This is a genomic window from Candidatus Acetatifactor stercoripullorum, assembly GCF_944382095.1.
Classification (GTDB): domain Bacteria; phylum Bacillota; class Clostridia; order Lachnospirales; family Lachnospiraceae; genus Acetatifactor; species Acetatifactor stercoripullorum.
In genome coordinates this window covers 98424-124020 of record NZ_CALWMU010000001.1, presented here as the reverse complement: position 1 = coordinate 124020, position 25597 = coordinate 98424, and the positions used below count along the sequence as shown (strand labels likewise).

At 50.4% G+C, this 25597-nt stretch carries 19 protein-coding genes; 1 reads left to right on the top strand and 18 read right to left on the bottom strand.

The features are described from left to right. Positions 1 to 86 precede the first annotated feature (86 nt). From SHK35_RS00575 to rpsO, 3 genes are all read right to left on the bottom strand, one after another. Positions 87 to 665, bottom strand: a complete 579-nt coding sequence (locus SHK35_RS00575; RefSeq protein WP_318704915.1) for a nitroreductase family protein — start codon at positions 663 to 665, stop codon at positions 87 to 89. Between the two features lie 62 nt (positions 666 to 727). Then, a complete protein-coding gene (locus SHK35_RS00570) occupies positions 728 to 2818 on the bottom strand; it encodes a polyribonucleotide nucleotidyltransferase (protein ID WP_318704914.1) in 2091 nt (696 codons plus the stop codon). 244 nt (positions 2819 to 3062) lie between these two features. Continuing rightward, the gene (gene rpsO / locus SHK35_RS00565; RefSeq protein ID WP_318704913.1) at positions 3063 to 3329 is read right to left on the bottom strand and encodes a 30S ribosomal protein S15; all 267 of its coding nucleotides are present in this window, start codon (positions 3327 to 3329) and stop codon (positions 3063 to 3065) included. A gap of 295 nt (positions 3330 to 3624) precedes the next feature. On the opposite strand from rpsO, the gene SHK35_RS00560 reads away from it, so the two are divergent. Next, positions 3625 to 4476 carry a DUF368 domain-containing protein gene (locus tag SHK35_RS00560; protein ID WP_318705283.1) on the top strand — a complete coding sequence of 284 codons (852 nt, stop codon included), beginning with the start codon at positions 3625 to 3627 and terminating at the stop codon, positions 4474 to 4476. A 95-nt stretch (positions 4477 to 4571) separates the two neighbouring features. Here the strand turns inward: SHK35_RS00560 and SHK35_RS00555 are convergent, their stop codons facing one another. The 15 genes from SHK35_RS00555 to SHK35_RS00485 form a co-directional block, all read right to left on the bottom strand. Further along, the gene (locus tag SHK35_RS00555) at positions 4572 to 5615 is read right to left on the bottom strand and encodes a C40 family peptidase (RefSeq protein ID WP_318708039.1); all 1044 of its coding nucleotides are present in this window, start codon (positions 5613 to 5615) and stop codon (positions 4572 to 4574) included. A 247-nt stretch (positions 5616 to 5862) separates the two neighbouring features. Beyond that, positions 5863 to 6777: a bifunctional riboflavin kinase/FAD synthetase gene (locus tag SHK35_RS00550; RefSeq protein ID WP_318708038.1), complete on the bottom strand. Its 915-nt coding sequence runs from the start codon at positions 6775 to 6777 to the stop codon at positions 5863 to 5865. A 36-nt stretch (positions 6778 to 6813) separates the two neighbouring features. Beyond that, positions 6814 to 7710, bottom strand: coding sequence for a tRNA pseudouridine(55) synthase TruB (truB, locus tag SHK35_RS00545; protein ID WP_318705284.1), 897 nt, complete (start codon positions 7708 to 7710; stop codon positions 6814 to 6816). Between the two features lies 1 nt (position 7711). Then, on the bottom strand, positions 7712 to 8668 hold the full coding sequence (locus tag SHK35_RS00540) for a DHH family phosphoesterase (protein ID WP_318708036.1): 957 nt from the start codon (positions 8666 to 8668) through the stop codon (positions 7712 to 7714). Continuing rightward, on the bottom strand, positions 8665 to 9099 hold the full coding sequence (gene rbfA, locus SHK35_RS00535; RefSeq protein ID WP_318708035.1) for a 30S ribosome-binding factor RbfA: 435 nt from the start codon (positions 9097 to 9099) through the stop codon (positions 8665 to 8667). The genes SHK35_RS00540 and rbfA overlap by 4 nt, the downstream gene beginning before the upstream one ends. A gap of 37 nt (positions 9100 to 9136) precedes the next feature. Then, positions 9137 to 12097, bottom strand: coding sequence for a translation initiation factor IF-2 (gene infB / locus SHK35_RS00530; protein ID WP_318708034.1), 2961 nt, complete (start codon positions 12095 to 12097; stop codon positions 9137 to 9139). Next, positions 12075 to 12437 (bottom strand): L7Ae/L30e/S12e/Gadd45 family ribosomal protein, encoded by a 363-nt coding sequence (locus SHK35_RS00525; protein WP_318708033.1) that lies wholly within the window; start codon positions 12435 to 12437, stop codon positions 12075 to 12077. The genes infB and SHK35_RS00525 overlap by 23 nt, the downstream gene beginning before the upstream one ends. Continuing rightward, on the bottom strand, positions 12424 to 12696 hold the full coding sequence (gene rnpM / locus SHK35_RS00520; protein ID WP_318705276.1) for an RNase P modulator RnpM: 273 nt from the start codon (positions 12694 to 12696) through the stop codon (positions 12424 to 12426). The genes SHK35_RS00525 and rnpM overlap by 14 nt, the downstream gene beginning before the upstream one ends. 8 nt (positions 12697 to 12704) lie before the next feature. Then, the gene (gene nusA, locus SHK35_RS00515) at positions 12705 to 13928 is read right to left on the bottom strand and encodes a transcription termination factor NusA (RefSeq protein ID WP_318708032.1); all 1224 of its coding nucleotides are present in this window, start codon (positions 13926 to 13928) and stop codon (positions 12705 to 12707) included. 50 nt (positions 13929 to 13978) lie between these two features. Further along, on the bottom strand, positions 13979 to 14443 hold the full coding sequence (gene rimP / locus SHK35_RS00510) for a ribosome maturation factor RimP (protein ID WP_318705274.1): 465 nt from the start codon (positions 14441 to 14443) through the stop codon (positions 13979 to 13981). Positions 14444 to 14616: 173 nt separating this feature from the next. Beyond that, a complete protein-coding gene (locus SHK35_RS00505; RefSeq protein WP_318708031.1) occupies positions 14617 to 15462 on the bottom strand; it encodes a class B sortase in 846 nt (281 codons plus the stop codon). Between the two features lie 132 nt (positions 15463 to 15594). Beyond that, positions 15595 to 16401, bottom strand: coding sequence for a hypothetical protein (locus tag SHK35_RS00500; RefSeq protein ID WP_318708030.1), 807 nt, complete (start codon positions 16399 to 16401; stop codon positions 15595 to 15597). After that, entirely contained in the window at positions 16385 to 21202 is a 4818-nt protein-coding gene (locus tag SHK35_RS00495; protein WP_318708029.1) for a right-handed parallel beta-helix repeat-containing protein, read from the bottom strand. The genes SHK35_RS00500 and SHK35_RS00495 overlap by 17 nt, the downstream gene beginning before the upstream one ends. 319 nt (positions 21203 to 21521) lie before the next feature. Next, positions 21522 to 23855: a right-handed parallel beta-helix repeat-containing protein gene (locus tag SHK35_RS00490; protein ID WP_318708027.1), complete on the bottom strand. Its 2334-nt coding sequence runs from the start codon at positions 23853 to 23855 to the stop codon at positions 21522 to 21524. A gap of 57 nt (positions 23856 to 23912) precedes the next feature. Then, a complete protein-coding gene (locus tag SHK35_RS00485) occupies positions 23913 to 25457 on the bottom strand; it encodes a glycoside hydrolase family 43 protein (RefSeq protein WP_318708026.1) in 1545 nt (514 codons plus the stop codon). Positions 25458 to 25597 lie beyond the last annotated feature (140 nt).

Here is a 25597-nt window from a genome sequence, read left to right as displayed (position 1 = left end):
CAATTAAATAAATATAAATATTTGTAAAGAATCGGTGAAAGCAAAAAAACCGCGTCTTTTCGACACGGTTTTTTGCTGCTTTTCTTTTACAGGTACTTCACTATATCCGAAAGCCTGCGCTTCGGCACAACATAATCCTTCTTTTCGTCCAGATAATATCTGCAGTCTCCTCCCTGATCAAGATCCACAATACGGCTTGCATGGGAGGGATATCCGAATGCAACCACAGTATGCAGCTTCTGCTTTTCTGAAAGGCCAAACAATTCCGAGAGCTTTTCTTTATTGCAGGCTCCAATGATACAGCTGCCCACACCCCGGTTCCAGGCCGCCAGGGTCATATTGGCAATGGCAAGTCCGGCATCGGTGTCGCAGTCCGGGTTGATATCCGTATTCTCCACCACCCCGATAAACAGCACCGGTCTTTCCCCTTCTCTGGGCTGTCCAAGCTCAGGAGGCAGCGCTCCCGCCCAGCGGGTATGGGAAAATACTTCTTTTACCTTTTCTTCGTTCTGCACCACCACATAGCCAAGCGGCTGTCTGTTTGCAGCGCTGGAGGCAAGCCTTGCCGCCATCAGGATTTCATCCAGAACCTCCTTGGGTACTGGATGCTGTTTGAATCTTCTGTAGGTCCTGCGGCCTTCCAGCAGCTTCATAATATCTTCCATCTTACCCGTGCCTCCTTCCCTCTCCTGATACGTTTCCTCTGTTCTGCGCCTCTTTTTGTTTTTTACTTCTGGGCCACGTCCTTCATGGAGAAGCTGATTCTTCCCATCTTATCCTTGCCCAGGCATACTACGGTCACCACATCTCCCAAAGTGAGCACATCCTCTACCCGGTTGATTCTCTCCTTTGCAATCTTGGAGATGTGAACCATGCCCTCCTTGCCGGGAGCAAATTCCAAAAAGGCGCCAAACTCCTTGATGCTTACAACCTTGCCCTTAAAGATCTGGCCTTCCTCAAAATCAGTGGTGATAATCTTGATCATCTCCACAGCCTTGTCCATCATTGCCTGATCCGTACCGCAGACAGATACATTTCCGTCATCCATAATATCAATTTTTACGCCGGTGCGGGCAATGATCTCATTGATGGTCTTACCGCGCTGTCCCACCACATCGCCGATTCTCTCGGGATCAATCTGAATGGAAATAATCTTAGGTGCGTAAGGACCTACCTCCGGTCTGGGAGCCGCAATTGCCTTCTTCATGCAGTTTTCCATAATAAACAGTCTGGCCTCACGGCATCTCTCGATAGCGCCCTCCACAATGGGCCTTGTCAGTCCATGAATCTTAATGTCCATCTGGATTGCGGTGATGCCCGCTGTGGTACCGGTCACCTTAAAGTCCATATCTCCGAAGAAATCCTCCAAACCCTGGATATCGGTGAGCAGTACAAAATCATCATCCGTATCCCCTGTCACAAGACCGCAGGAAATACCGGCCACCATCTTTTTGATGGGTACGCCTGCCGCCATCAAGGACATACAGGATGCACAGGTGGACGCCATGGAGGTGGAACCATTGGATTCAAAGGTCTCCGAAACAGTACGAATGGCATAAGGGAATTCCTCTTCGCTTGGAAGCACAGGCAAAAGAGCCCGCTCTGCCAGCGCCCCGTGGCCGATCTCACGTCTTCCCGGTCCTCTGGAGGGCTTTGTCTCACCTACAGAATAGGACGGGAAATTGTAATGGTGCATATATCTCTTGCTCACTTCGTTTTCGTCCAGTCCATCCAGTCTCTGCTGCTCAGACAAGGGTGCAAGGGTACATACATTACAGATCTGGGTCTGGCCTCTGGTAAACATAGCGGAGCCGTGCACTCTGGGAATGATATCTACTTCTGCGGCAAGAGGACGTATCTGGGTGATTTCACGGCCGTCCGGACGCTTGTGGTCCTTTAAAATCATCTTGCGCACCGTCTTTTTCTCATACTGATACACAGCCTCTCCCAGCATTGCAAGCCAGTCCTCATTGTCCGCAAAGGCTTCCTCCAGCCTTTGTGTAATGACCCGGATATTCTCCTCTCTGGTCTGCTTGTCATCGGTAAACACCGCGCTCTCCATCTCCTGAGGCGTTACGATCTTCTTCATTTCCTCAAACATTTCCTCAGGAACGGCGCAGCTTGTATATTCATGCTTTTTCTTGCCTGTCTCGGCAACGATTTTTTCAATGAAGGCAATCACCGTCTGGTTGATCTCATGGGCCTTGTAGATGGCTTCGATCATTTTCGCCTCAGGAACCTCGTTGGCGCCCGCCTCAATCATGATCACCTTTTCCTTGGTAGAGGCAACCGTCAGATTCAGATCGCCGTTTTTCCACTGCTCCTGGGAAGGGTTGATGATAAACTCTCCGTCTATCATGCCCACCTGGGTCATGGCACAGGGACCATCAAAGGGAATATCTGAAATACAGGTGGCAATGGCAGCGCCCAGCATAGCCACCAGCTCCGGGCGGCATTCCGGGTCCACACTCATTACCATATTGTTCAGCGTCACATCATTGCGGTAGTCCTTTGGAAACAGGGGCCGCATGGGTCTGTCAATCACACGGCTGGTGAGAATGGCATTTTCGCTGGCCTTCCCCTCCCTCTTATTAAAGCCTCCGGGAATCTTCCCCACAGCGTACAGCTTTTCCTCATACTCAACGCTTAAGGGAAAGAAATCAATTCCCTCCCTGGGTTTCTCGGAAGCCGTTGCCGTGCTGAGCACGGTAGTGTCTCCATAGTGCATAAAAGCACAGCCGTTTGCCTGTCTGCCCACACGGTTGATATCCACCTTGAGGGTACGTCCGGCAAGCTCCATTTCATAGGTCTGATACATAAATAAGATCCTCCATTCCTCCGCTTCCTGCGGTAATCAAAATATTTTCCTTTTGGAACAGAAGACACCGAAACTACTGAAAAGAACACGTGAAAACATATCCTTTTCAGCGGTCTCGGAATTCCATTCTGTTCCAAAGCCCTCAGCGCGCATCTGTCTGCCGCCTGGGTTTTCTCTGCGCAAAATCGCACAAAAAGCGGAGGGCCGAAAAATTCGGACCGTCTCCGCCTTCCCATGTCTCCTTTTATTTACGCAGGCCAAGTCTCTCAATCAGCTTACGATATCTCTCGATATCCTTTCTCTTGAGATATTCCAGAAGGCCGCGTCTCTGGCCTACCATTTTAAGCATACCCCGGCGGGAGTGATGATCCTTGGGATTTGCCTTCAAATGCTCGGTAAGCTCCTGGATTCTTGCAGTCAGCACTGCAATCTGTACCTCAGGTGAACCGGTATCTCCAGGTGTCCTGGCATACTCGTTCATAATTGCTGTTTTCTTTTCCTTAGAAATCATATTGCTTCCTCCTTTTTTGTTAAACCGCCTGATACTAAGACCGGGCCGGAGTCTCCCTCATCTGAGCATCGGCTAAATCATACTGACATAGTATAGCATAATCCCACAATATTGTAAACCATTTTTTGCAGTTACCTGGGCAGCCAGGTAATATGTTACCAGGTAACAGTTCGGCCCTTTTGCTCCAATTAGGAAAATAACAAGTGACAAATGCTTTCTTATCCGTTACAATGGAGAATACAGTATGCCGTTTTCAAAAGAGACGGTAAATAAAAAAGTAAATTGAGGTATCAAAATGAACGCAAAACAAACAGAAAATCCTTCCATTTTTAAGCTTCTGCTAAAGATACTCCAGGGTGCTCTCATCGGCCTTGGCGCAGTGCTTCCCGGTATTTCCGGAGGCGTTTTGAGCGTAGTATTCGGCATCTACAAGACGGTCATGGAGCTTCTGGCCAATCCCTTCCGCAACTTTAAAACCCATGTGCCAAAGCTGATCCCCTATGGCATCGGCGGCATTATCGGTTTTATGGGAATTGCCAATCTTTTGTCTTTTCTGCTGGAAAAATATCCCAATCCTTCCGTGTGCCTGTTTGTGGGCCTGATCACGGGCATGCTTCCCTCCCTCTGGAGAGAGGCCGGGGAAAAGGGGCGTTCCAAGGGCTCTTATGTATCCATGATTGTGGCTTTCCTTGTAATATTGGCTTTGTTAATCGGCCTGAATCTGTCCTCCATTGTGATCACTCCTAATTTCGCATGGTACCTTTTCTGCGGCTTCTGTCTGGCTTTAAGCATCATCGCACCCGGCATGAGCTTTTCTACACTCCTTATGCCTCTGGGACTGTATACCCCCTTTGTGGACGGCATCGGACATTTGGATTTCGGAGTTTTGGTTCCCGGCGGCATCGGCGCTTTGATTACGGTAATCTGTCTGGCAAAATTGATCGACTCTCTCTTTGAGCATCATTATTCCCTGGCCTTCCACGCCATTCTGGGGATTGTAGTCGCCGCCACCCTGGTGATCATTCCTTTTGAGAGCTTTACCGTATCGGCCGCTTCCTGTATCGTAAATCTCATCTGCCTGGCTGTGGGTATCGTGGCAGCTTTGGTTCTGGATCACTTCAACAGCAAGGTTGATGTAAAGGACTGACCTTAATCAGTAAGAAAGGTGCGCCGCCAGGCGCACCTGGAAAAAGCCATCAAGGATAAACTTCGCTTCGCGTCCTTGATGGCTTTTTATTTCTATCAATCGTTGATAACTCTCACAGCCTTCACCGGTGTACGGTAATTATAGCTGCTAATCTTAATTCCTGTCTTAGGGCTGCTTGCATGGATTACCTGGCCTCCGCCAATGTAAATGGCTACATGGTTTATGGTTCCGCTTCCGTTTCCGTAAAATACCAGATCGCCGGGCTTCAACTCTGAAACACTGATCTTTGTGCCTTCATTTGCCTGGGCTCTTGAGGAATGGCTCAGAGTAATGCCATATTTCTTGAATACGCTTAATACAAATCCTGAACAGTCCGCTCCATTGGTCAGGCTGGTGCCTCCCCAGACATAAGGATTGCCCAGAAACTGCTTTGCATATTCCACCAGGTCCACTCTCACATCTGACACGCCCTCACCGTATAAAAGCTCTGTCATGGTGATAGCCGTATCCAGCTTTTCCTCCACAGTTACATATTCAGCGGCGGCAAAGGCTTCCTCTCCATCAATGGATACCTTGATCCACTCTCCCTGATCCTCCAAAAACTCCAGCTCTGCGCCTTTGGAAATCTGTGTAACCACCTCACTGTCCATGCTTGCCTGGGCCCTGATGTTAAGTCCGTCCGCATTGGAGATGGCAACCGTCCTCACCAGGCTGCTTGCCTCAAGCTTAGCCTCGGGTCCGGTGAGTAAAAATTCCAGATTCACATAGCCTTCCACCTCTCCTGACTGAATGTGGGCCCATTCTCCCTCTGTGCCAAGGATTTCACAGGCTGCATTCTTGGGAAGCTTCCCCACCAGCTTGCTGTCCGTGGAGGGCTGCTCCCGGACGTTGAGATTGCCTGTTTCCACATGGGCAATCCCCAGATTGGTATAACCCCATAAAGCTCCCTGGGCCTGTTCGGCAATAGCTAAGTATTCCTCCGTAGAGAGGCTGGTCTCCAAAATGGAAGCCACACCTGCAGTCTGAAGAATTTCAGTGCTTGCGGCCGCAGATACCTGCAGAGGACTCAGAGCCATAGAGAAAATAAGACCTGCGGAAACCATTGTGATCTTTCTGGAAATTTTTCTATTCTGATTCATGTAACTGCCTTTCCCAATATGCGGATGCTCCCCGAATTCATTCACTGTCCGCAGCCTCATCCGCGCTTTTGTATTCTTAGTATTACAATTTTGTTACAAAATTATTACGCTACATTTCAGATTATACAATTCCTATTACAGCCTGTCAACAGTTTCTTACATTTTCCCAAAATTTCCTGCAACAGCTTATCCTCTTATGAGCGAAGCTGTAACAATTTTAACCACAAAAAGGCTGCGGCTTTGCTCCTTAAGCAAACCGCAGCCCCGCCTCTATATCCTCTTTCAGTTGTTTTTTCAATTCCTCCAAGCCCTCAAACCGCTTTTCAGGTCGCCGGAAGCCCAGAAGATAAACCTCTACAGGTTCCTCGTAGATTTCCTGATCAAAATCATATAGATAGGATTCCACTCCCAGCACCCGCTCATTTGTCACTGTGGGCTTATACCCCACGTTGCTGATGGCCCGGTATTTTCTGCTTCCATAACGGACCTGGGAATAATAAACACCATTGGGTGGAAGCAGCTTGCTCTCCCCGGGAACCAGATTTACCGTGGGAAACCCCAGGGTTCTTCCAATACGGTTTCCGTGTACTACCTTTCCCATAATTGGATAAGGCATGCCCAGAAGCTGCTCCACAAGCTTCATATTCCCCGTCTCTACCTGGCTTTTGATGTATGTGGAGCTGACCTCTTTTCCCTGAAAGCACACCTTCTCTATTATTTTCACTTCATACCCCAAATCTTGGGATAATGACTGCAAAAGAGCGGCATTTCCCCGTCCCCCGGCCCCGAAGGACAAATCCCTTCCGGCAGCTATAAACCTTACGTTCATCCTTCTCGCCAAAACGTCCGACACAAAAATCTCCGGAGGCATGGCAGCCGTCTGCTTCGTCAGGGGAAATTCCACCAGAATGTCCACGCCCATCCGTTCAAAGAGAGCCCGCTTTTCCTCTCTGGTGGTAAGCTCCTTTCCGTCGCCTGTCCCAAACAGCACGGCCGGCGCCGGCTCAAAGGTAAATACACAGGCGGCAAGTCCTTGCGCCTTACAGCTTAAAACCTCCTCCAAAAGCCTTCTATGCCCGATATGGACCCCGTCAAATTTCCCAATTGCAGCCGCTGTCTCCTTCTCCAGAAAAAAATCTGTTGTACCTGTTATAATTTCCAACTGACTTAACACACCTTCCGTTACGCGATTGGTATTTTACAGAAACATTTTTACCGGTCTGTACTGCCTGCGCTGCTCGTCATAGGCGTAAATGCCTGCAAAGCTTTCATCCGACCGATAGATTCTCACCCATTCCCCCGGTCCAAAAGCCTTCTTCTCCCTGGTCTGCTCCACATAGACAGGGTTCCCATTTTCCACAAGGCTCTGATATGCTTCCAGTACATGCAAAAGCGGGTTGGATGCAAACACCTGATCCGGCGGTATCAAAACCTCTTCCAGGCGGTTTTGGTCCCGGAGCGCTTCCAGTTTGGAAAGCGTAACCGCATCCTTCAGAAAAAAGCTTCCCGACCTGGTTCTGGTGAGACTTTTCATGACGCCTCCGCAGCCCAGCTTTTCTCCGATATCTGCACAGAGGGTTCTGATGTAGGTTCCCTTTGAGCACAAAACCCGGATGGTAACCAAAGGAAGGCTTACATCCAATATTTCGATCTTCCCAATGGTCACCCTTCGCGCCTGCCTCTCCACTTCCTTTCCCTGTCTTGCAAGCTGATAGAGCCGTTTTCCATTTACTTTTATTGCCGAATACATGGGCGGTATCTGGCTGTACTCCCCCTGAAAGGAGTAAACGGCCTCCCTCACCTGTTCCTCGTTCAGGGAAACCTCCCTGCGCGAAAGCTCTCTGCCCGTCACATCCTGGGTGTCCGTGGTGACTCCCAGCAAAAGCTGCGCTTCATACTCCTTATCCTTTTCGGTGAGCAGATCGCACAGCTTTGTAGCATTTCCCAGGCACACAGGCAGCACACCCGTGGCCATAGGGTCCAGGGTGCCCGTGTGTCCGATTTTTCTTTGTCCGCAAATACCGCGCATTTTTGCCACCACGTCGTGAGACGTAAAGCCAGGCTCCTTATCGATCACTATGATGCCGCTTAACATATCAACTGTTTTCTCCATTCAACTGCTTTTCAATATGTAAGGACAGGTTATTTACACAGTCGTGGAAGGTTCCCCGCATGGTGCAGCCCGCAGCCCGCACATGGCCGCCTCCGCCAAAATAGGCGGCGACCTTAGCCGCGTCCACCTTCTCATCGGTGCGCAGACTTACCTTATATTCCAGCGTGCCTGTCTGATACATGAAAATGGCGCAGCTGATGCCTTTAATATTCCTAAGCTGACTCACGATGCCATCCAGGTCCTTAGGCTCCACATTATAAAATTCCATGGTCTTTTTATCCAGGGCGCTGACAATACATCTTCCATCCAAAAAGCGGATGCTCTCCATAAGGGCCCGGCCCATCACCTGAGCCTGCACGTAGGTTTTCTGATAAAAGGTTTCCTGAATCAGCCTGGGGAAATCAAAGCCGTAGGCAATCAGTGCGGAAGCCTTTTTAAGCGTATCCGGCGTTGTGTTGGAATATTGAAAAACCCCGGTATCATGGATGATTCCAATATATAGGGCCATGGCGATCTCCCTGTCAAGCTTATCTGCCTCAAACAGATCATAAAGCACCTCACAGGTGGAACCGATCTTTGGCTTGATCACATTGATATCCCCGCTTCCGCTGTTGCTCACATGATGGTCAATATTGATTTTCTTTCCCGCATTTGCAAAGTAGTCCTCAGCCTCTCCCAGGCGGTCCGCACCGCAGTCCAGGGCAAAAAACACGTCGAAGGGCTCCTGGGCCCCAAAGTCGCTGTCGATCTCTTCAAAGCCTGCTATTTCCCGAAACACGTCGGCAGGCTTTTCCAAAAACACCTTTACAAACGCACCGGGAAGCTCTTTTTTCAGATATCGCCCAAGGGCCAGGCAGGCACCCACGCAATCCCCGTCCGGGCGGATATGGCCACCGATGCCGATTCTCTTTGCACTCCTGCATTCTTCCAGTAGGTTCATACTTCCTCCTCCCCGAAATTCTCCGGCTCGGACGGGATGGGCGTTTCTTTCCCATCCTCATTTGTCTCACCGGCGGCGTCCCTGGTCATCACCTCATCAATTTTGCGGGACATATTCACCCCATATTCAATAGATTGGTCCATCACAAAGGTGATTTCCGGCGTATTGCGCAGATTGATGGTCTTTGCCAGCTTCATCCTTAAAAAGCCTTCCGCGCTTTTTAGCCCCTCCAGAGTAGCCTCCCGCTCTTCTTTTCCACCAAGCACACTGATCCACGCCTTGCAGCTTTTCAAATCAGGGGCAACCTCCACTGCCACCACGCTTGTCCACGGACTGATACGGGGGTCCTTAATCTGTCCGCGGATGGTTTCCGCCAGAACTCTCTGCACCTCCCCGTTGATACGGGTATTTTTTACACTATTTTTTCTCATACTCTCAATCCTGTCTGTTTTCGGCGGACGGATTCCTCTATCGCGGCACTTCAACCATAATATAGGCCTCTACGATATCAAGCTCCTGCATCTGGTCGAAGCCCTCAAACACAAGACCGCACTCGAATCCCGCCTTCACTTCTTTTACATCATCCTTAAATCTCTTTAATGACGCCAGCGCGCCTTCATAAATCTGCTTGCCCTCTCTGCTGATACGAATCTTGCAGCCTCTTAGGAATTCACCGTCAAGCACATAGGCTCCTGCAATGTTTCCGATAGCGGAAGCCTTGAAAATCTGACGCACCTCCGCATGGCCGATCACCTTCTCCTCAAATACAGGGTCAAGCATTCCCTTCATAGCTGCCTCAATATCCTCGATGGCCTGATAAATCACCTTGTAAAGCCTTATGTCCACGCCTTCCCGTTCCGCAGTAGCCTTTGCAGTTGCATCAGGTCTTACATTAAAACCGATAATGATGGCATTGGATGCGCTGGCCAGGGTTACGTCGGACTCGTTGATAGCTCCCACGCCGCCATGAATGCACTTCACTACCACTTCCTCGTTAGACAGCTTCATCAAAGACTGCTTCACAGCCTCCACGCTTCCCTGTACATCCGCCTTCACAATCAAATTCAGTTCCTTTAAATTGCCCTCCTTGATCTGAGAGAACAAATCATCCAGAGACATTCTGCCCTTAGTTTCCTCAAGCATCTTCTCTTTATTCTGGGCAAGGTAGGTCTCCGCGTAAGACTTAGCCGTCTTGTCACTGTCATGGGCCAGGAATACCTCTCCTGCGCTGGGCACATCGGACAAGCCGAGAATTTCAACGGGCGTGGAGGGTCCTGCCTCTTTTACCCGTCTTCCCTTGTCGTCCACCATGGCCCTTACTTTTCCATGGCTTGCTCCCGCCGAAACAAAATCTCCCACATGAAGGGTTCCCTTCTGCACCAGCACAGTAGCCACAGGTCCCCGGCCTTTGTCCAGCTCCGCCTCGATGACAAGGCCTCTGGCCCGTCTGTTGGGGTTCGCCTTCAGCTCCAGAATGTCTGCGGTCAGCAGAATCATCTCCAGAAGCTGCTCTATGCCCTCTCCGGTCTTTGCAGACACCGGCGCAAATACAGTGCTGCCGCCCCAGTCCTCGGGAATCAGCTCATACTCCGCCAGCTCCTGCTTCACACGATCAATATTCGCAGAGGGCTTATCTATTTTATTTACTGCCACAATAATCTCAATACCGGCTGCCTTGGCATGATTGATTGCCTCCACCGTCTGAGGCATCACGCCGTCATCCGCCGCCACCACCAGAATTGCAATATCTGTGGAATTAGCGCCCCGCATACGCATTGCGGTAAACGCCTCGTGGCCGGGCGTATCCAGAAATGTAATTTTCCGCTCGCCTACATTTACAGTATACGCACCAATATGCTGTGTAATACCGCCGGCCTCCTTGTCCGTTACATTTGTCTTGCGGATGGCGTCAAGCAAAGAGGTCTTTCCATGATCCACATGTCCCATAACGCAGATAACGGGCGGTCTTTCCACCAGATTGGCTTCGTCCTCATCCTCTTCCTTTAAGAGCTCCTCGATCACGTCCACCTTAACTTCCTTCTCACACAGAATATCATATTCCATAGCGATATTCTCCGCGTCCTCATAGGAAATCTCCTGGTTTACCGTAACGATTTTTCCTTCCAGGAACAGTTTTTTCACAATGGCGGAGGGCTGAAGCTTCATCTTATCCGCCAAATCCTTTATGGTGATGGTCTCAGGCAGTGTGATCACCTTGATCACCTCTTCCGCCGTCTCCTCCTTCTTCTTTTCCGGCTTAATGAACCTTCCGGGCTTATTCTTCAGCGCTTCCTCTTCTTCATAGATATGATCTTTCTTGGAGCGCTTATCTCTCTCCTGGCTGAAGCGTCTCTTTTCTTCCTCCCGCTTCTTCTCCATATCCTTGGACGGAGCCTCAGAAGCAAAGCTCTTGCCCGGCTTATTATCTCTGGGTCCGCTTCCCGTCCCATTTGTGCCTGACGAGCGCATTCCTCTATTATCGCGGTTCGAATTGTTAAAGCCGCGGCCGCCGCCCTGACTGCCGCCGCCGCTGCGGCGGTCACCCTGACCGCTCTGACCGCCTTCCGCACCCGGTCTGCCAGGTCTCTGGAACCCGCTTTGTCTCTCGCCGTTTTGATATCTTCCATTTGAAGCGCCTCCTCTTCCCGGCTGGCCCTGCTGGCGTCCCTCCTGATTCTGGGGCCTGCTGCCCTGTCCTCTGCCGTCGCGGCTGCGATTGTCCTGACCCTGTCCATCCCGCACGGGTCTGTCCGGTCTTACAGCCTGCTGCGGCTGTGTGCCTGGCTTTGCCTGAGCTTGTGTCTGTGCCTGGCTGTTTGCAGGCTCCTGATTCTTAGGCTTATCTGCCCGAGGCCTGGAGGGCTGGTTTTTATTGCTGGGAACCATCTGCACACTGGGCGTGGGAGAAGGGGGCGTCAGAGGCTTTATGGGACGCACCGGAGCCTCAGCTCTTGGCCTGCTGTTATAGCTGCTCTGGCTTCTGTTTTGCTGTCCGCCTGTTCTGGCCTGCTGGCCTGCTGGCCGGTTTGGCTGTCCTCCCTGTTTTTGTCCAGGCATCTTGGAATTTTGAGGATTGCTGACGAAAATAATTTTCTTTTTCTTCTTAGGCGGCTGAGACTGTCCCTCTGCCTTCGCCGGGGCAGCAGCTGCCTTTGGAGCATCCGGTGCTTTCGCTGCCTCAGTCTGAGAAGCCTCCCCTTTGGAAGGCTCTGCCTTGGGAGTCTCTGTCCTGGAGGGCTGTGTCTGTGCAGCTTCCGCCTGGGGAGCCTGCGCCTTTCCAAATGCCTTTCTCACCATCTGCGCCGCATCCTCCTCAATGGAGCTTTGCGCTGCCTTGGCCTCTATTCCTTTTTCCTGTAAAAAACTTATGATATCCTTGCTTTGCTTATCTAATTCTTTCGCGAGTTCATGTATCTTTATTTTCGCCATGCTTTCCTCCATTTCTGCCATCACCGGCATATTCCTTCATTTCCAACTGTTTGATGATCGCGTCTGCCAGTCCCGCATTGCGTACTCCCAGAGAAGATCTCATTTCCTTTCCGATGGCCCGGCCCAGCTCTTCCTTCGTGCTGTACTCATAAACCGGGATCCCATAAAAGGAACATTTATCAGTAAATAATTTTTTGGTATTCGCTGATGCGTCCCTGGCAATAATTACCAGCATGGCTGAACCATTCTTTACTGATTCCATCGTCTGAAATTCACCGCTGGCCAGGTTGCGCCCTCTCATCGCAAGTCCCAACAGAGATAAAATTTTATTCTGTGCCAAGCTCCTCAAACTCCTTTTCCAACATATCATATACCTGGGCGGGAATGCGCATCTTGAAGGAACGCTCCAATCCTTTGTTCTCCCGGGCAAGGCGAAGGCACTCCCCGCTCTTACAAAGATATGCGCCCCGCCCGTTTTTTTTGCCTGTGGTATCCAGACATATCTGATCCTCAGCCGTTTTCAGGACTCTTATCATGTCCTTTTTTCCCTTCATCTCACCGCAGCCTACACACCGCCTCAAAGGAACCTTTTTCGCCATAAAAAATCTTACTCCTCGTCAAACTCTCCGTCGCCGCCAGCTTCTACAGGAACGCTCTCCGCTTCCACTTCTTCCACATCAGTTTCCTCTGGATTCTCATCCTGCGCGTATTCGTACTCCGTACCGTCCTCCAGATACTCCTCTTCCTCGTAATCGTCCATGTAATCCTCATAACGGAAGCCGGGCGCATCCTTCGCCTGGGTTTCGGATTTGATATCTATTTTGTAGCCGGTCAGTCTTGCAGCCAGTCTCGCATTTTGTCCCTCCTTGCCGATTGCAAGGGAAAGCTGATAATCGGGAACCACTACCTTGGCGGTCTTTTCGTCCGGATCCGCAAACACAGCCACTATCTTCGCAGGAGACAGCGCATTCTGAATCAGATTGCCCGGATTTTCATCCCAATTCACAATATCGATCTTTTCACCTCTCAGCTCCTCCACTATGGCGTTTACTCTGGCTCCATTCATGCCGACGCAGGCGCCCACCGCATCCACATTGGGGTTGTTGCTCCAGACAGCAATTTTAGTACGGCTGCCCGCCTCTCTGGCAATGCTCTTGATCTCCACCGTTCCATCCTTGATTTCCGTCACCTCTGACTCAAACAGCCGCTTCACCAGCTCCGGATGGGTGCGGCTCACATTAATGCGAGGCCCCTTTGGCGTGTTTTTAACCTCAAGAATATATACCTTGATTCTCTCCGTGGGCTTGAACACCTCTCCCTTTACCTGCTCATTTTCACTGAGCATGGCGTCCGCCTTGCCCAGATTAACGCTGATGTTTCTTCCAATGTAGCGCTGTACCACACCGGTCACCACATCCCTTTCCTTCTCATAGTACTGGTTATAGATAACGGTTCTTTCTTCTTCCCGGATTTTCTGCAGAATTACATTCTTTGCATTCTGTGTGGCAATCCGCCCAAATTCCTTGGATTGTATCTCTACGTTCAGAATATCTCCCACCTGGGCCTTCTGGGAAATCTCCCTTGCATCCTCCAGGCAGATCTGAAGGCAGTCGTCAAGCACGTCCTCTCTTTGGTCAACTACCTCTTTTTCCGCATAAACCACAAAATCACAGGTCTCCCTGTCAATTTCCACCTTCACATTGTCCGCCTTGCCAAAATGATTCTTGCAGGCTGTCATCAGAGAATTTTCAATGGCCTCAAACAGGGTATCCTTGCTGATCTCCTTCTCCTTCTCCAAGATATCCAACGCTTCCATTAATTCCTTATTCATTATTTCCTCCATTCCGGCTTACCGCCATTATCTATTCGCCAACATACTATTTAAAAATCAAGAGCCAGACGTATCAGAGCTATCTGCGGGCGCGCAAAGGTTCTTGGCGCATCCCCCTCAAGAATCGTGACGCACTCCTCATCAAACCCCTGCAGTATACCTGTAAATTCCTTACACTTGTCAACGGGCGAAAACAGCTTCACCTCTACCGTCTGTCCTATGCTTTTTTCCAAGTGCTTATCCTTTTTCAATGTTCTGCCAAGCCCCGGACTGCTGACCTCCAGAATATAGGCGTCAGGGATAAAATCCTCTTTATCCAGCGCCTCCGACAATGCGCGGCTGACTTTTTCACAGTCAAGAATATTCACTCCGCCCTCCTTGTCGATATAAGCCCGAAGATAATAATCGCTGCCTTCCTTTACATATTCCACATCGTAAATCTCCACACCGTTTTCCTGTGCAATCGGCTCCAACAGCTCCTGGGTTTTCATTTCATAGGTTTCCCTTCTGGACATCTGCCTCCTCCTTTTTGGTTCTTACACAAAGAAGAAAGAGTGGCGCACGTCCACTCTTACTCTAGTAATCATCGTATTTAAGTGTAGTATAGTACTGCTGTCAGGAAATGTCAACACCTTTTGGACAGCTTTTTAAGCTTTTGGACAGCTTTTTTAAGCTTTTTCATGCTTTTTTAAGGCCGCACTGATGCAAGGGCTTCTGCGGGATACTCCTGTACCAGACCGGCAACCACCAGACAGCGCCTGCTTCCATCCCTCCCAGTACAGGTAGACAGAGTTAATATCCTGTCTGCTTCCACGGCTTGTGCCTCTTTGCTCCCATAAAAAGACGGACTGTTTTCCACAGCATGCAAAAAGCTTTCCAGGCCCTGGCTGCTTCGGACGCCGTACATATCCGGCAGGTATACATCGGAAAACTCAACCACTGCATAAACAATGTATTTTAGTTTTTTTTCTTCTATATAAATATAGATAGCGCTTTCCCCAGGCTGATTCTGTCCAATGCTGGAAAGGCTGCCAAACATGGACCCGTCTTTCATATTATGTCCGTACAATATGGTATTGAAATCGGAAAAATCCTTTCTGTTACAAGAGTTGGAATAGATGCTCCCCGAAGCGTCCTCCGCGCCGTCAGAATTGTGATTCAAATAATAGTCGTCTCTCTCATTTTGCAGCACCGGATACTCCAGCCCGATCTCTGGAATGGATATCCATGCGTAAATGTCAGGATTTTTCTGCCGCAGCGCATCCCAGTCCGGCATTTCGTTTTCCGTCCTGCCTTCTAATGGGTTTTGTGCTGCTTCTCTGGCAAGAGCGTCCTTTGCCGCCCGCTGAAGGGTACGTTCCTTTTCCCGGCGTTCCGCATCCCTGGCCTGCCTGAGTATCTCTGCCTGCCTGCTTTCATATTCTCTTTGCACCCTTATGCGCTCCGCGCCCCAGGCAAGCAGACAGCTGACCGCAGCAAGTACTGCCAAAGCAGCCGTCAGCCGGGCGGCAAAGCCAATTTTCTTTCTTCCCATGGCGATTCCCCTAAACTCCTTGTAACAGCAGACGCGCGCCTCCGGACGTACCGCAACGGTCAGACAGGGCGGCCGTGTATGCGGCAGCCCTGTCTGAAAAATTGTATGAGTTTTATGTATGAGCTTTTGCTGTTACTCCTCTTTATTTTTGCGGTAATTCCAAATCCCTGCGGCTGCTGCCATAAGACATAGCGCTGCAGCTGCCAGCGCAAGCTGCCAAGGGATTTTTGCAGCGCCTACAGGCGCCAGTGTGGCTGAGATGACAGGCACATCCACCTTCTCCTGCTCCTCCTGTTCTTCTCCAGCCGTCTCGCCCGAAGTCTCTATGTCGGCCCTGCCGTCCTGCTGTTGATACAAGGACGAGCCACCGTCAAAGGTTTTGGGGGATTTTCTCCCGGCGCTCAGAATCACCTGTTCAAATTGGGCATTGCCTGAATTGTCCCCTTCACCGCCTGATGTATTGCTGTCACCGCCCTGCTGATTTCCATTATTTCCTGAATCTGCAGCCGCTTCCTTCCAGCCGATCACAAAGGGCGATGCGCTCATAATATGTATTTTCAGTCCGGCCTCCGTCTCCTCAGGTGCGAAGTATTCCATGGTACCCGGCACTGCCCCGTTGCATGCCATGGTAATCAGGTGTCCCACCACAAAATCATGAGCCGCCGAGGAGGTTCCTGCCGGATAGGGAAGAATAATATCTATACCTGCAGCAGGGAAATTCTCTTCCGTTGCATCCTCCCAGGTATTTCCGCCATCAAAGCTGACCCGTACCTTCACCTCCAGCGCCGCCGCATTCCCAGCAGCAACACCGCTTAAAATTCTGCCCGCTTCACTGCCGGAAACTTTTTCCACAAGATAAGCCGTAAGCTCCTCTACCGTACTGCAGCCAGTGGCCTCCTTCACCTCCTTCGTCAATACAGACTCAGGCAGCGTTTCCATAATAAATATCCGCTTCCGCTACAGCCAGCTCCTGCTTATTGTCAGGCGTCACTGTCACATTCCCCGACGCCGTGCCCTCTAATCTGGCTCCAGTGTCAGAAGGTGCAAGAGCCGTCAGCTCCAAAAATCCGTTCATGTTGATGATTCCATCCGCATTTCTGGTGATGCCTCCCTGGATGGCAGCAGACACATTCAGGCTCACAAACCAGTCTGCAGCCGCCTGTCTGCCTTCCGCATTGGCGGATTTCACACCGTCAAAATAGTAATTTGTGCTTCCATAAATCTGATTGCTGTCCTGGGTTCCCTTTACCTTAATCTGCTCCGGCACTGTATTGCCATCTTTAAAGGAGAGCAGCCCCTGGGCCAGGAAATCAGTATTCTTAGCATCATTGGTATACAGCGCTACGTTGTAGGACTCATTATTATATGAGGTACAGTTATAAACCTGAACGTCCGGGCAGCTGTTGGAATCAATTCCCTTTGCCTTATTGGCAAAGGCAATGCTGTTTTCCAAAGTATGATAGCCCGAAATGCTGGAGCCTCCCAGCTTGAAGCCATTTCCGTTTCCGGCATTGACCTCGTTTCCGCTCTCATCCATCACATATCCGTTCTTAAATGCCACGCTGTTGCGGATTACTACCTTGCCGATAGGCCCGCTTTCCACCTTTGCGAACAAATCCCAGCCGTCGTCTGCATTGTAGGCCGCAATACAGCCGTCAAATACATTCCCATCGGCAATGGTCAGCTTGGCCGCAAAGCCGTCCGCATCCTCATATCCCGCATCCGCGTTCAGATAAGAGGTGCAGTTGAGAATCAGGTTATCGGAAGGCCAGTCCTCCCACAAATCAGTACCTTTATAGCGGCTGATCTGAATTCCCGTGTTCCCGTTTTTATAAGCATACAGGTTATCCAGCACATTATGGCTTCCCGACACCTGAATGCCCTTTTGTCCATTGGCGGAATTGGTCACATCAAAGCCCTGGAAATACCAATAGTCCCCCGCCAGCACCATACCTGCACATTTCCCCTGGAAGTCCAGAACCGGTCTTGTGCTTCCCTCCGGATCTGCAATCATATAAATTCTCTGGCTTTCCGTGCCGTCAATTCCTCTGTCCACAGTAACCGTGCTGTCAAGCAGATAAGTTCCCTCCATCAGAATCAGCTTCTGGCCCGGAGCCGCATTTTTCACTGCAGAATAAATATCCATGGGATTTTCTCTGGTTCCCGTAGCGTCTGCTCTTCCGTTTGGACTGATATAAAGATTCAAAAGAGCGCTGGTCTTATACTCCACTGTAAAGGTAAATTTCACCGTCTCATAGCTGCTTAAGCGCTCATAGGCAGACGGCTTGTAATCCGCATCCGGCGTAAACGTTACTTCAAATTCATTGCTTCCTTTTTCCAGCAGTGTATTTACACGGAATTTCGTGTCTGCATCTACATGCTGTCCAGAAACCACCGGACTTCCGTTCTGATTCGTAATGGTCAGCGTACCGTCCGCATTTCCGTAATAAACCATCTCATATTCAGGCTTATTCGCTGTCTGTGCAGACTCTATGGTATAGCTTGGAGTCACATAGGTGATGGGCCTTCCCTCCGCCGGAGCATCGTCCTCCGGTCTTATGGTGGTCAGCTGCACATTTTTGATATTCACCCTTGCATTTCTGGAGGCAAAAAAGCCTACATAAATATTGTTTGCATCCAGCTTTGTCAGCGCGTCCCCGTCCTCGCCATGATAATATTTATTGGTCGTGGTCTGGCCATTTTCATCCGTATAGCTTAAGAAATAGCCCGTATTATTTCTCTGAATGGTAAGATGGAAAGTATTCTGCGTGCTGACGTCTCCCATATCAACGCCCTGGTTGGTATAGCCTCCCGCCACATTATAAGTCCCAGCAGGCAGTCCGCTTTGGGGCGCCGTTGTTTCCAGAGTAGTCATGGTGGATTTGAAGAAATCCACGGTATTTCCGGCCGCAATATTTTCGGGAGTTACACCGATTTTCTCCTGAGAGCCCACTCCCAGCTTCATGGTGTATTTGCTGCCCGCATCGGACACCTTGCCCGCTTCCTCATCCCAGTAATATTCTACCTTTGTAACGCTGGCCATGTAGGAGTTATTCCAGAAGGTAGAGGCGTCTCCGTCCGTTCCCACCGAATCTGCCGCCATCAAGCCGAAGCCTTCCTGACCGTTGGAATAGGTCCACTGATCCACCACCACGTCTGCCGATAAGGTAAAGTTTTCTGTCTCAGGATCAATCACGGTATAGTAAAATGCCAGTCCGTCGGTAGATGCAGGAACCAGCTTTCCTTTGCCGTTCATGCTGTAAACACAGAGATCATTTCCCTCTATGGAGCCGCTGTAACCGTTATTTCCCTTTTCCTGAGCGTCAACGCCGGAGCCAAAGGCCGCATAGGTCCATGTTTTCACTGCTTCTGCAGTCACGGTCTGTCTGATAAGGGCCCGTGGGGATACATCGCTTCCTCTGACAGCCTCCACGCCAAATTCATATTCCTGTCCAACCGTAAGATTGCTGATGCGGCTGAAGGAAACAGTCTCTGTCTCCTTAAGCACGCCGTCTACATACACACGATAGCTTTCCGCCTCCGGAACTTCTTTCCAGCTGAATTTCACGGTTCCCTGTCCCAGATTTTCCACATTGATAATCTCAGGCTCCTGCATGGGAAGCACAAAAGCAACACCTTGTGTCACATTGCTTTCCTTGTCCGTCTCCCCGCTTCTCTTTAAAAATGCTTTAAAGGTATAGGTCCCGCTTGCCGACGGCTTAAAGGTAACCGTTCCCTCAGAAGCGGCAGCCCCATAGGAAACCGTATCCACCACTTCTCCATTTAAAAGCATCTGCACTTCCAGAAAGTCTGCATAAATGCCTCCGATCTGCGCTGTAAAGGGTACAGTTATGGTTCCCTCCCCTGCGTCCACTACAGGCGTTCCCAGCATCGGCGCCGCAATTTTGCTCCAATCCTCCGGTTCCCTGTAATCCACTGTGATGCCGTACATGGGAATCTTCGTGCCATCCCCGTAGAAATAATAAGTGCCTCCCGCCTGTACCTGATAGCTCATCAGCTTAAATTCAGAGGAGCCTCCCGTATTGGCATAAGACTGTACCTCACCAGTTTTGGACTCCACCAGATATACGGTCTTTCTCGCATTGATTTTCACTGCCACCCGCAGGGTTCCATCCTTTTGTGCCGTAAGAAGCAGCACAGAACCGCTGTCAGGCACCGTTCCCTTGGCGCTGCTGCCGTTTGTCTTTGGATTATTTCCTCCCGCCACATAGCCAAGATAAAGACTGCCCCCAATATTTTGATCGTCTGCCTTATAGGTCATATCCTCCAGAACGGAAATGCCCCCTTCATAGGCAGTTCCTGCCTTCAGCCCCTGTGAAAGATCAATCTCATGATAATTTTCATCCTTTTTGGAAATCTTTACCGCAATGCTGTCCAAAGCCTCCGTCACCTGCACAAGCTTCGATCCATTTACAGAAGCCTCCACATCCGCTGTGGTGCAGGAAAGCTGATAGATGGCATCCAGATTCAGCTTCACGGAAGTTCCGTTCTGCAGCGTATGTACCTCCGAAGCATCCTTGCTGTTTTCCAGCTTAACCTCTGCGCTGCCCAAAAGCCCCTCCGGGTCCTCCACTGTTACAGCCACTTCTTTTTTAGTTTTCACCAATGTAATTTCCAGTTCAGTCATACCCTCCCAGGCAGTAAATTCCGTTTTGCCATTCACCTGGGCCTGCGTATCCTCCATATCCGTTGAAACCTCATAGGTCTGTCCTATAATCAGCTCCACCTGGTTTCCTTCCGTCAGGACGTCCTGGTTTCCCGCACCCTTTTTGTCCAGCATAAGGCTTGCACCCTGAGCCAGAGAAAGGCCCTCCGCAAGCTTCACCACAGGTTTTACCACCGCCGAGGATACAATAATCTCCGTGCTGATGTTTTCAGCCCCTGTCTGGATAGAATCCTTCCCCTCCGAAAGGGCCCGGATTTTCTCATTGGGCGTGGTAAAGCTTATGTTATATTTCGTGGCCGGATTCAGGGATACTGTGTTGTCCCCTTTCTGCAGTGTAATCGCCTGTCCATTCTCCGGCACCAGCTGTACCCGGTTGGTATCTCCCAGCAGATTAGCACTGTCCGAAACCCGGATACTGCCCGTAAGGGTGGTTCCAGGAGGAAGCACAGGGCTGTCCGTAATGGAGATCGTGTAAATCCGAGCCCCTCTGTTATATTCCGATTCCGGTGATACAATCCGGTAGGTGCCCGCCGAAAGGGTATAGGTCACTTCCTGAGCACTGGTTCCCGTAATATCCGTGTAGGTTTTACCGCTTTTATCCGCCACCAGCTCACCTGTGCCATTCAAAATACCCACCCGGGAAGTATTGCTGCCGCCAGTGCTGCTGGCGGTAAAGGACACTTCCGCCTTTCCCGATACGGTAAAGGAAAATCCGCTGCCTGCAGATTTTCCAACCTCCACAGATTTCACTTTTTCTCCGGAGGTTCGTTTTGTCAATTCTCCAAAGGTGGTGATATAGCCTGATGCAAAGGCAGTTCCCGCCGCAATTGTCTCCTTATCCGCAGCAGCCGTCAGCTCTGCCGCATTAAATTCATAGGTGCCGCCGCTTCGGCCTCCCCCATTCCCCGATACCGTCATGGGCACAGCATCACCTGATGAAACTGTCCGGGCCTGTACAAGAGGTGCGGGCATCACCCCCGCTGCCGATAACGCCATGACAGCAGCCAGCAGCCATGCCGTAATTCGTTTCCCCTTTCTCCCTCGTGTTACCATTTTCAACTCATTACCTCCTTTATACCTTCTCTCACAAGTTTTCAATGTAAATGCTTACATAACAAGAATAAAACAATACTACCACTCTTTTCCCATTTTTTCAATTTCATGTTGTGAAATTGAACAATATTTTCTGTTTTTCACAAAATAATTGTACATTTTTTATTTAATATCACGATGTCATCGATTTCTATCGACATTTTTTTGTAGAGAAAGGCTCTCTGCCGTGAAATACAGCAGAAAGCCTTTCTCTTAAAAATATGGTCTTTCGTAAGCACTTACATCTCCAGTATTCTTTTTCCCCTTTTCTATCTTGAGGTCATCTGTCCCTCCATTCCAGAAAACCGCCCCGGTCAATGCTGCCGTCCTCATTTCTGCGGATTCCGCCATGAATCGCCATCTCCACATCCAGGGAAGCAAACCCGGATGTTTGGGCCGTCTCTCCCTTGGCATTGACGCTTTTTTCTCCGTCAAAGTAAAAATTGGACGCTCCAAAAATCTTTTCCGGTCTCTGGCTCCCTCTTCCCTCCAGCTTGTCCGGCACTGTATTGTTATCCTTAAAAGAAAGGATATTCCCGGCGTAAAAATCTGTGTCCGAAGCATCTGTGGTAAACAGCGCCACATTATGGGATTCGTTGTTATAGGCAATGGAGTTTTCAATCCTTACATCAGGACAGCTGTTGGAGTCGATTCCCTTTTCTCCATTGGCAAAGGCAATACAGTCCTTCAGCACATGACCTCCTGCAAGGCTGGAGCCTCCCAGCTTAAACCCGTTTCCCAGCCCCACATGGCGCTCCCTGCCATTCTTATCCAGCACATAGCCGTTTTTAAAGGCGATGCAGTTTTTTATGGTCACTGCACCGATAGGGCCCGTCTCCACCTTGGCGAACAAATCAAAGCCATCGTCCGCATTGTAGGCTGAAATACAGCCCTCGAATACATTGCCGGGCCCTGTGGTAATTTTAGCCGCAAAGCCGTCCGAGTCCGTATAGCCTCCGTCCGCATTCAGGTAGGAGGTACAATTTAAGATATGATTGCAGCAAGGCCACTCTTCCCTGGTATCCTGCTCCAGATAACGGCTGATCTGCAGTCCCGTATTGCCATTTTCATAAACCCGCACATCCTCCACCAGATGGAAGCTTCCGCACAGGCGTATCCCGTTTGCGCCATTCTTGGAGCGGGTCACGTCAAAGCCCTTGAACTGCCAGTGATGGCCTCTCACCGCCATTCCCTCCGCCCTGCCGCCAAAATCAAGCACCGGCCGCTCCTTTTCTCCCGGAGCCGCTTGGAGCACAATGGGATTTCCAGGCTCTCCGTCCATGCCAAGGGGAATCAAAAGGGGCGCGTCCAGAGGGTAGCGTCCTCCCAGCAAAAAAAGCTTCTGTCCCGGCAGGGCCTGCCGCACGGCGCTGTAAATATCCAGCGGGTCCAGCCGGGTTCCCGCCCCCTCAGGAGCTCCACAGGGTCCCACATAAACTGTTTTTGCCCCTCCCGTCTCCGTATGGCAGTGCACAGAAAAGGAAATGTGTCTGGGCTCACAGGAGTCAAACCGCTCATAGGCGGAAGGCTTATACTCCGGGTCCGGCGTAAAGCACAGGTCAAAACAGTTTTGCCCCTCTTTCAGGGAAATGGTTACACTGCACTTAACCTTCGCCTTTACCTCCACTTTGCCCGCCAGTGCTTCTTTGCTTTGCTCATCCCACACGTCCAAAAGACCGTCCCCGCTGCTGCTGCAGATCAAACGATACGCCTTCCTGTTGGCCACATCTGCAGACAAAACCCGGAAATCCGGCGTGATATAAGAGATAGGCGGCGGGCAGGGTTTTTCATCCTCCTTGGGAGAAATGGTTGTAAGCTCCACCTTCCGCACCGCTATTTTGGCATTTCTGGCAGCAAAGAAGCCAACGTAAATCCTGCCATTGTCCAGTCTGGTCAATTCGTCGGTGTCATTCTCCCGGTAAAAGACCTTTGCCGTCTCTGTCCCCTGGGCATCCCTGTAGCTTAGTCTGTAGCCATTGTTGTCTCTTTTTATTTCCAGGTGAAAAGCCGTAAGCTGTTCCATATCATTCAGCACGCCATCCTCATTGGTATAGCCTCCCACCAGGTTATAGGTTCCGGGAGGAAGGCCCCTTCGGGCCGCTGCAGTTTCCAGGGGATAGGAGCGGGAGACAAAGCCCTTAAGCGGCTGGCCACAGGCAAGCAGGTCCGGCGTAACGCCCTTCTTTTCTATAGCGCAGACGCCCAGGTTCATCACATACCGGTCTCCCCCATCAGAGACCTTGTTTTTCTCCCTGTCATAGCAGTACACATTTCTCGTCACCGCCGCCATATAGGAATTGTTCCAAAAGCTCTTTTCATCCCCGTTTTCCCCAATGCTGTCACAGGCCATCAGCCCGAAGCCATCCTGGCCATTGGAAAAGGTCCAGCTTTCCACAAGCACATCGGCACAAAGGGTAAAGTTTTCCTGTTCAGGGTCAATCACCGTGTAATAAAAGGCAAGTCCGTCCGTGGAGGCGGGAACCAGCTTGCCCTTGCCCCCCAGACACCAAAGGGACAGATTTTCTTCCTCTATGCTGCCGCTGTACCCGTTATGCCTTGTGTCCACACTGGTTCCGTAGGTCACAAAATTCCATTTTCGCTTTTGCTCTTCCATAGGACCTTCCTCTCTGCCCCCAAAGAATGCGCAGTCATCGATTCTCAATCATCGATCTCAGTCGTTATATCTGAAATAGTCAAAATCCGCCGGCTTTCTGCTGCCGCAGCCGCCGTTGTTTGCGTAAATTCCAACCAGGGTTCCGGTATGGCGCTTAGGGTCGTCCGGCACTCCCTCGTCGCACAGGTAAATGCAGTTTTCCAGCATTCCTACCTGCATCCATTCCTTTCCGTCATAGCTGTAGTAGAAGGTTCTGGTAAGCTTTTCCACCACTACCTTTAAGAACACCGGGCCCTCCTGCACATCCTCGATCTCAGCCACAAGCTCTTCCCCGTGATTTCGGTTGATCACAAGCTGTATCTTTCGTCCCTCCTCATAGCAGACCGCACACCTTGCATAGGTAGCCGTGCTGTAATAGCAGGTCAGCCCCGCCTGCTCCCCGTTTTTATCGGGATAAAACTCCACCTTGGTTTCCGCCTCATAGGAAAGCTCCTGCTCTCTGCGCAGCAGCGTGTTTTTCGCCCGGATTTCGTTGAGCTGTCCGTCCCTGGTCCAAATCCGAAACCATCCCGGCCTCTCTGTCAAAGACCATGAGCCGTTGTCAGGGTTTCTCACAAATTCCCATTCCAGATTCAGCTTTGTATCGTTAAAGTCATCAAACAGATTTCTCTCAAACACACACTCCGGCAGATCCGGCGCCTCCTGCTCTGTGCTGGGGCCTTTCCCCTCATTTATGGTAAACCATCCATCTTTCGTCCACTGTACCGGATCCATTGCAGACTCTCTTCCCACAGTGGTATAGTTGCCTGAGTTTGGCCGCCCGCAAAGATAATAGCACCACCATTTCCCGTTTTGATCCTGGACAAGCTTGCCGTGTCCCGCCCTTTGTATGGGCGCCTTAGGGTCCTTCTGGCGCATCACAGGATTATACGGGGAGCATTCATAGGAGCCGAACAGTTCTCTGCTTCTTCCCACATTGATGCCATGGCCATAGCCTGTGCCTCCTTCCGCAACAATGGCGTAATACCAGCCATCCTTTTTCATAATATGGGGGCCTTCCGAGCAGCGCTCCCCTGTGCCCTCCCATGCAGTACGGGCCGGTCCCGTCACCTTAAGGCCATCCTCACTTAAAGGCACCGCCTGGGCTGCTTTGGCTATGATCATATATTTGCTGCCGTCATCGTCCACAAACAAAGAAGGATCAATATCATCCACCTCAAGACAAACCGGCTTGCTGTAAGGCCCTTCCGGTCTGTCAGACACCATCACCAGCTGTCTGCGCATTACATTATTCTCTCTTTTTCCGTCCGCATTGAGACGCAGCGTGGCGTAAATATAAAATTTCCCGTCCACATATTCTATATCAGGCGCCCAAATTCCATGGGAATCCTTAATATCGCTGATATCCAGCCATTCCGGATTGGTTATGGCATGGCCGATAATATGCCAGTGCACCATATCTCTGGAATGAGAGATGGGAATTGCGGGAAAATACTGAAAGCTGGAGTTTACCATGTAATAATCATCGCCCACCCTGATTACGGAAGGGTCTGGGAAAAAGCCCCTCTGCACCGGATTGTGATACCTTCTTTTTTCGCTCATTTCAACCTCTTTCCTGCACCATTTTTCGATGCCGCATATTTCAGTTTTATTTTAGCTCCACATCTTTGTCCTGTCGTGTCAAAACGGCGCATCTTTATGCCAATTATTGTCCCCATTTTCCGCAAGCAAAAAAGCGTGCC

What these genes read in the sequence shown, in the direction of transcription:
- rnpM (WP_318705276.1), bottom strand. Translation starts at nt 12,696, where the DNA reads ATGGCGAAAAAGGTTCCTTTGAGGCGGTGTGTAGGCTGCGGTGAGATG.
- SHK35_RS00560 (WP_318705283.1), top strand. Translation starts at nt 3,625, where the DNA reads ATGAACGCAAAACAAACAGAAAATCCTTCCATTTTTAAGCTTCTGCTA.
- rbfA (WP_318708035.1), bottom strand. Translation starts at nt 9,099, where the DNA reads ATGAGAAAAAATAGTGTAAAAAATACCCGTATCAACGGGGAGGTGCAG.
- SHK35_RS00570 (WP_318704914.1), bottom strand. Translation starts at nt 2,818, where the DNA reads ATGTATCAGACCTATGAAATGGAGCTTGCCGGACGTACCCTCAAGGTG.
- rpsO (WP_318704913.1), bottom strand. Translation starts at nt 3,329, where the DNA reads ATGATTTCTAAGGAAAAGAAAACAGCAATTATGAACGAGTATGCCAGG.
- SHK35_RS00540 (WP_318708036.1), bottom strand. Translation starts at nt 8,668, where the DNA reads ATGAACCTACTGGAAGAATGCAGGAGTGCAAAGAGAATCGGCATCGGT.
- SHK35_RS00505 (WP_318708031.1), bottom strand. Translation starts at nt 15,462, where the DNA reads ATGGGAAGAAAGAAAATTGGCTTTGCCGCCCGGCTGACGGCTGCTTTG.
- SHK35_RS00575 (WP_318704915.1), bottom strand. Translation starts at nt 665, where the DNA reads ATGGAAGATATTATGAAGCTGCTGGAAGGCCGCAGGACCTACAGAAGA.
- SHK35_RS00495 (WP_318708029.1), bottom strand. Translation starts at nt 21,202, where the DNA reads ATGGTAACACGAGGGAGAAAGGGGAAACGAATTACGGCATGGCTGCTG.
- truB (WP_318705284.1), bottom strand. Translation starts at nt 7,710, where the DNA reads ATGTTAAGCGGCATCATAGTGATCGATAAGGAGCCTGGCTTTACGTCT.
- SHK35_RS00555 (WP_318708039.1), bottom strand. Translation starts at nt 5,615, where the DNA reads ATGAATCAGAATAGAAAAATTTCCAGAAAGATCACAATGGTTTCCGCA.
- infB (WP_318708034.1), bottom strand. Translation starts at nt 12,097, where the DNA reads ATGGCGAAAATAAAGATACATGAACTCGCGAAAGAATTAGATAAGCAA.
- SHK35_RS00500 (WP_318708030.1), bottom strand. Translation starts at nt 16,401, where the DNA reads ATGGAAACGCTGCCTGAGTCTGTATTGACGAAGGAGGTGAAGGAGGCC.
- SHK35_RS00485 (WP_318708026.1), bottom strand. Translation starts at nt 25,457, where the DNA reads ATGAGCGAAAAAAGAAGGTATCACAATCCGGTGCAGAGGGGCTTTTTC.
- SHK35_RS00490 (WP_318708027.1), bottom strand. Translation starts at nt 23,855, where the DNA reads ATGGAAGAGCAAAAGCGAAAATGGAATTTTGTGACCTACGGAACCAGT.
- rimP (WP_318705274.1), bottom strand. Translation starts at nt 14,443, where the DNA reads ATGTCCAGAAGGGAAACCTATGAAATGAAAACCCAGGAGCTGTTGGAG.
- nusA (WP_318708032.1), bottom strand. Translation starts at nt 13,928, where the DNA reads ATGAATAAGGAATTAATGGAAGCGTTGGATATCTTGGAGAAGGAGAAG.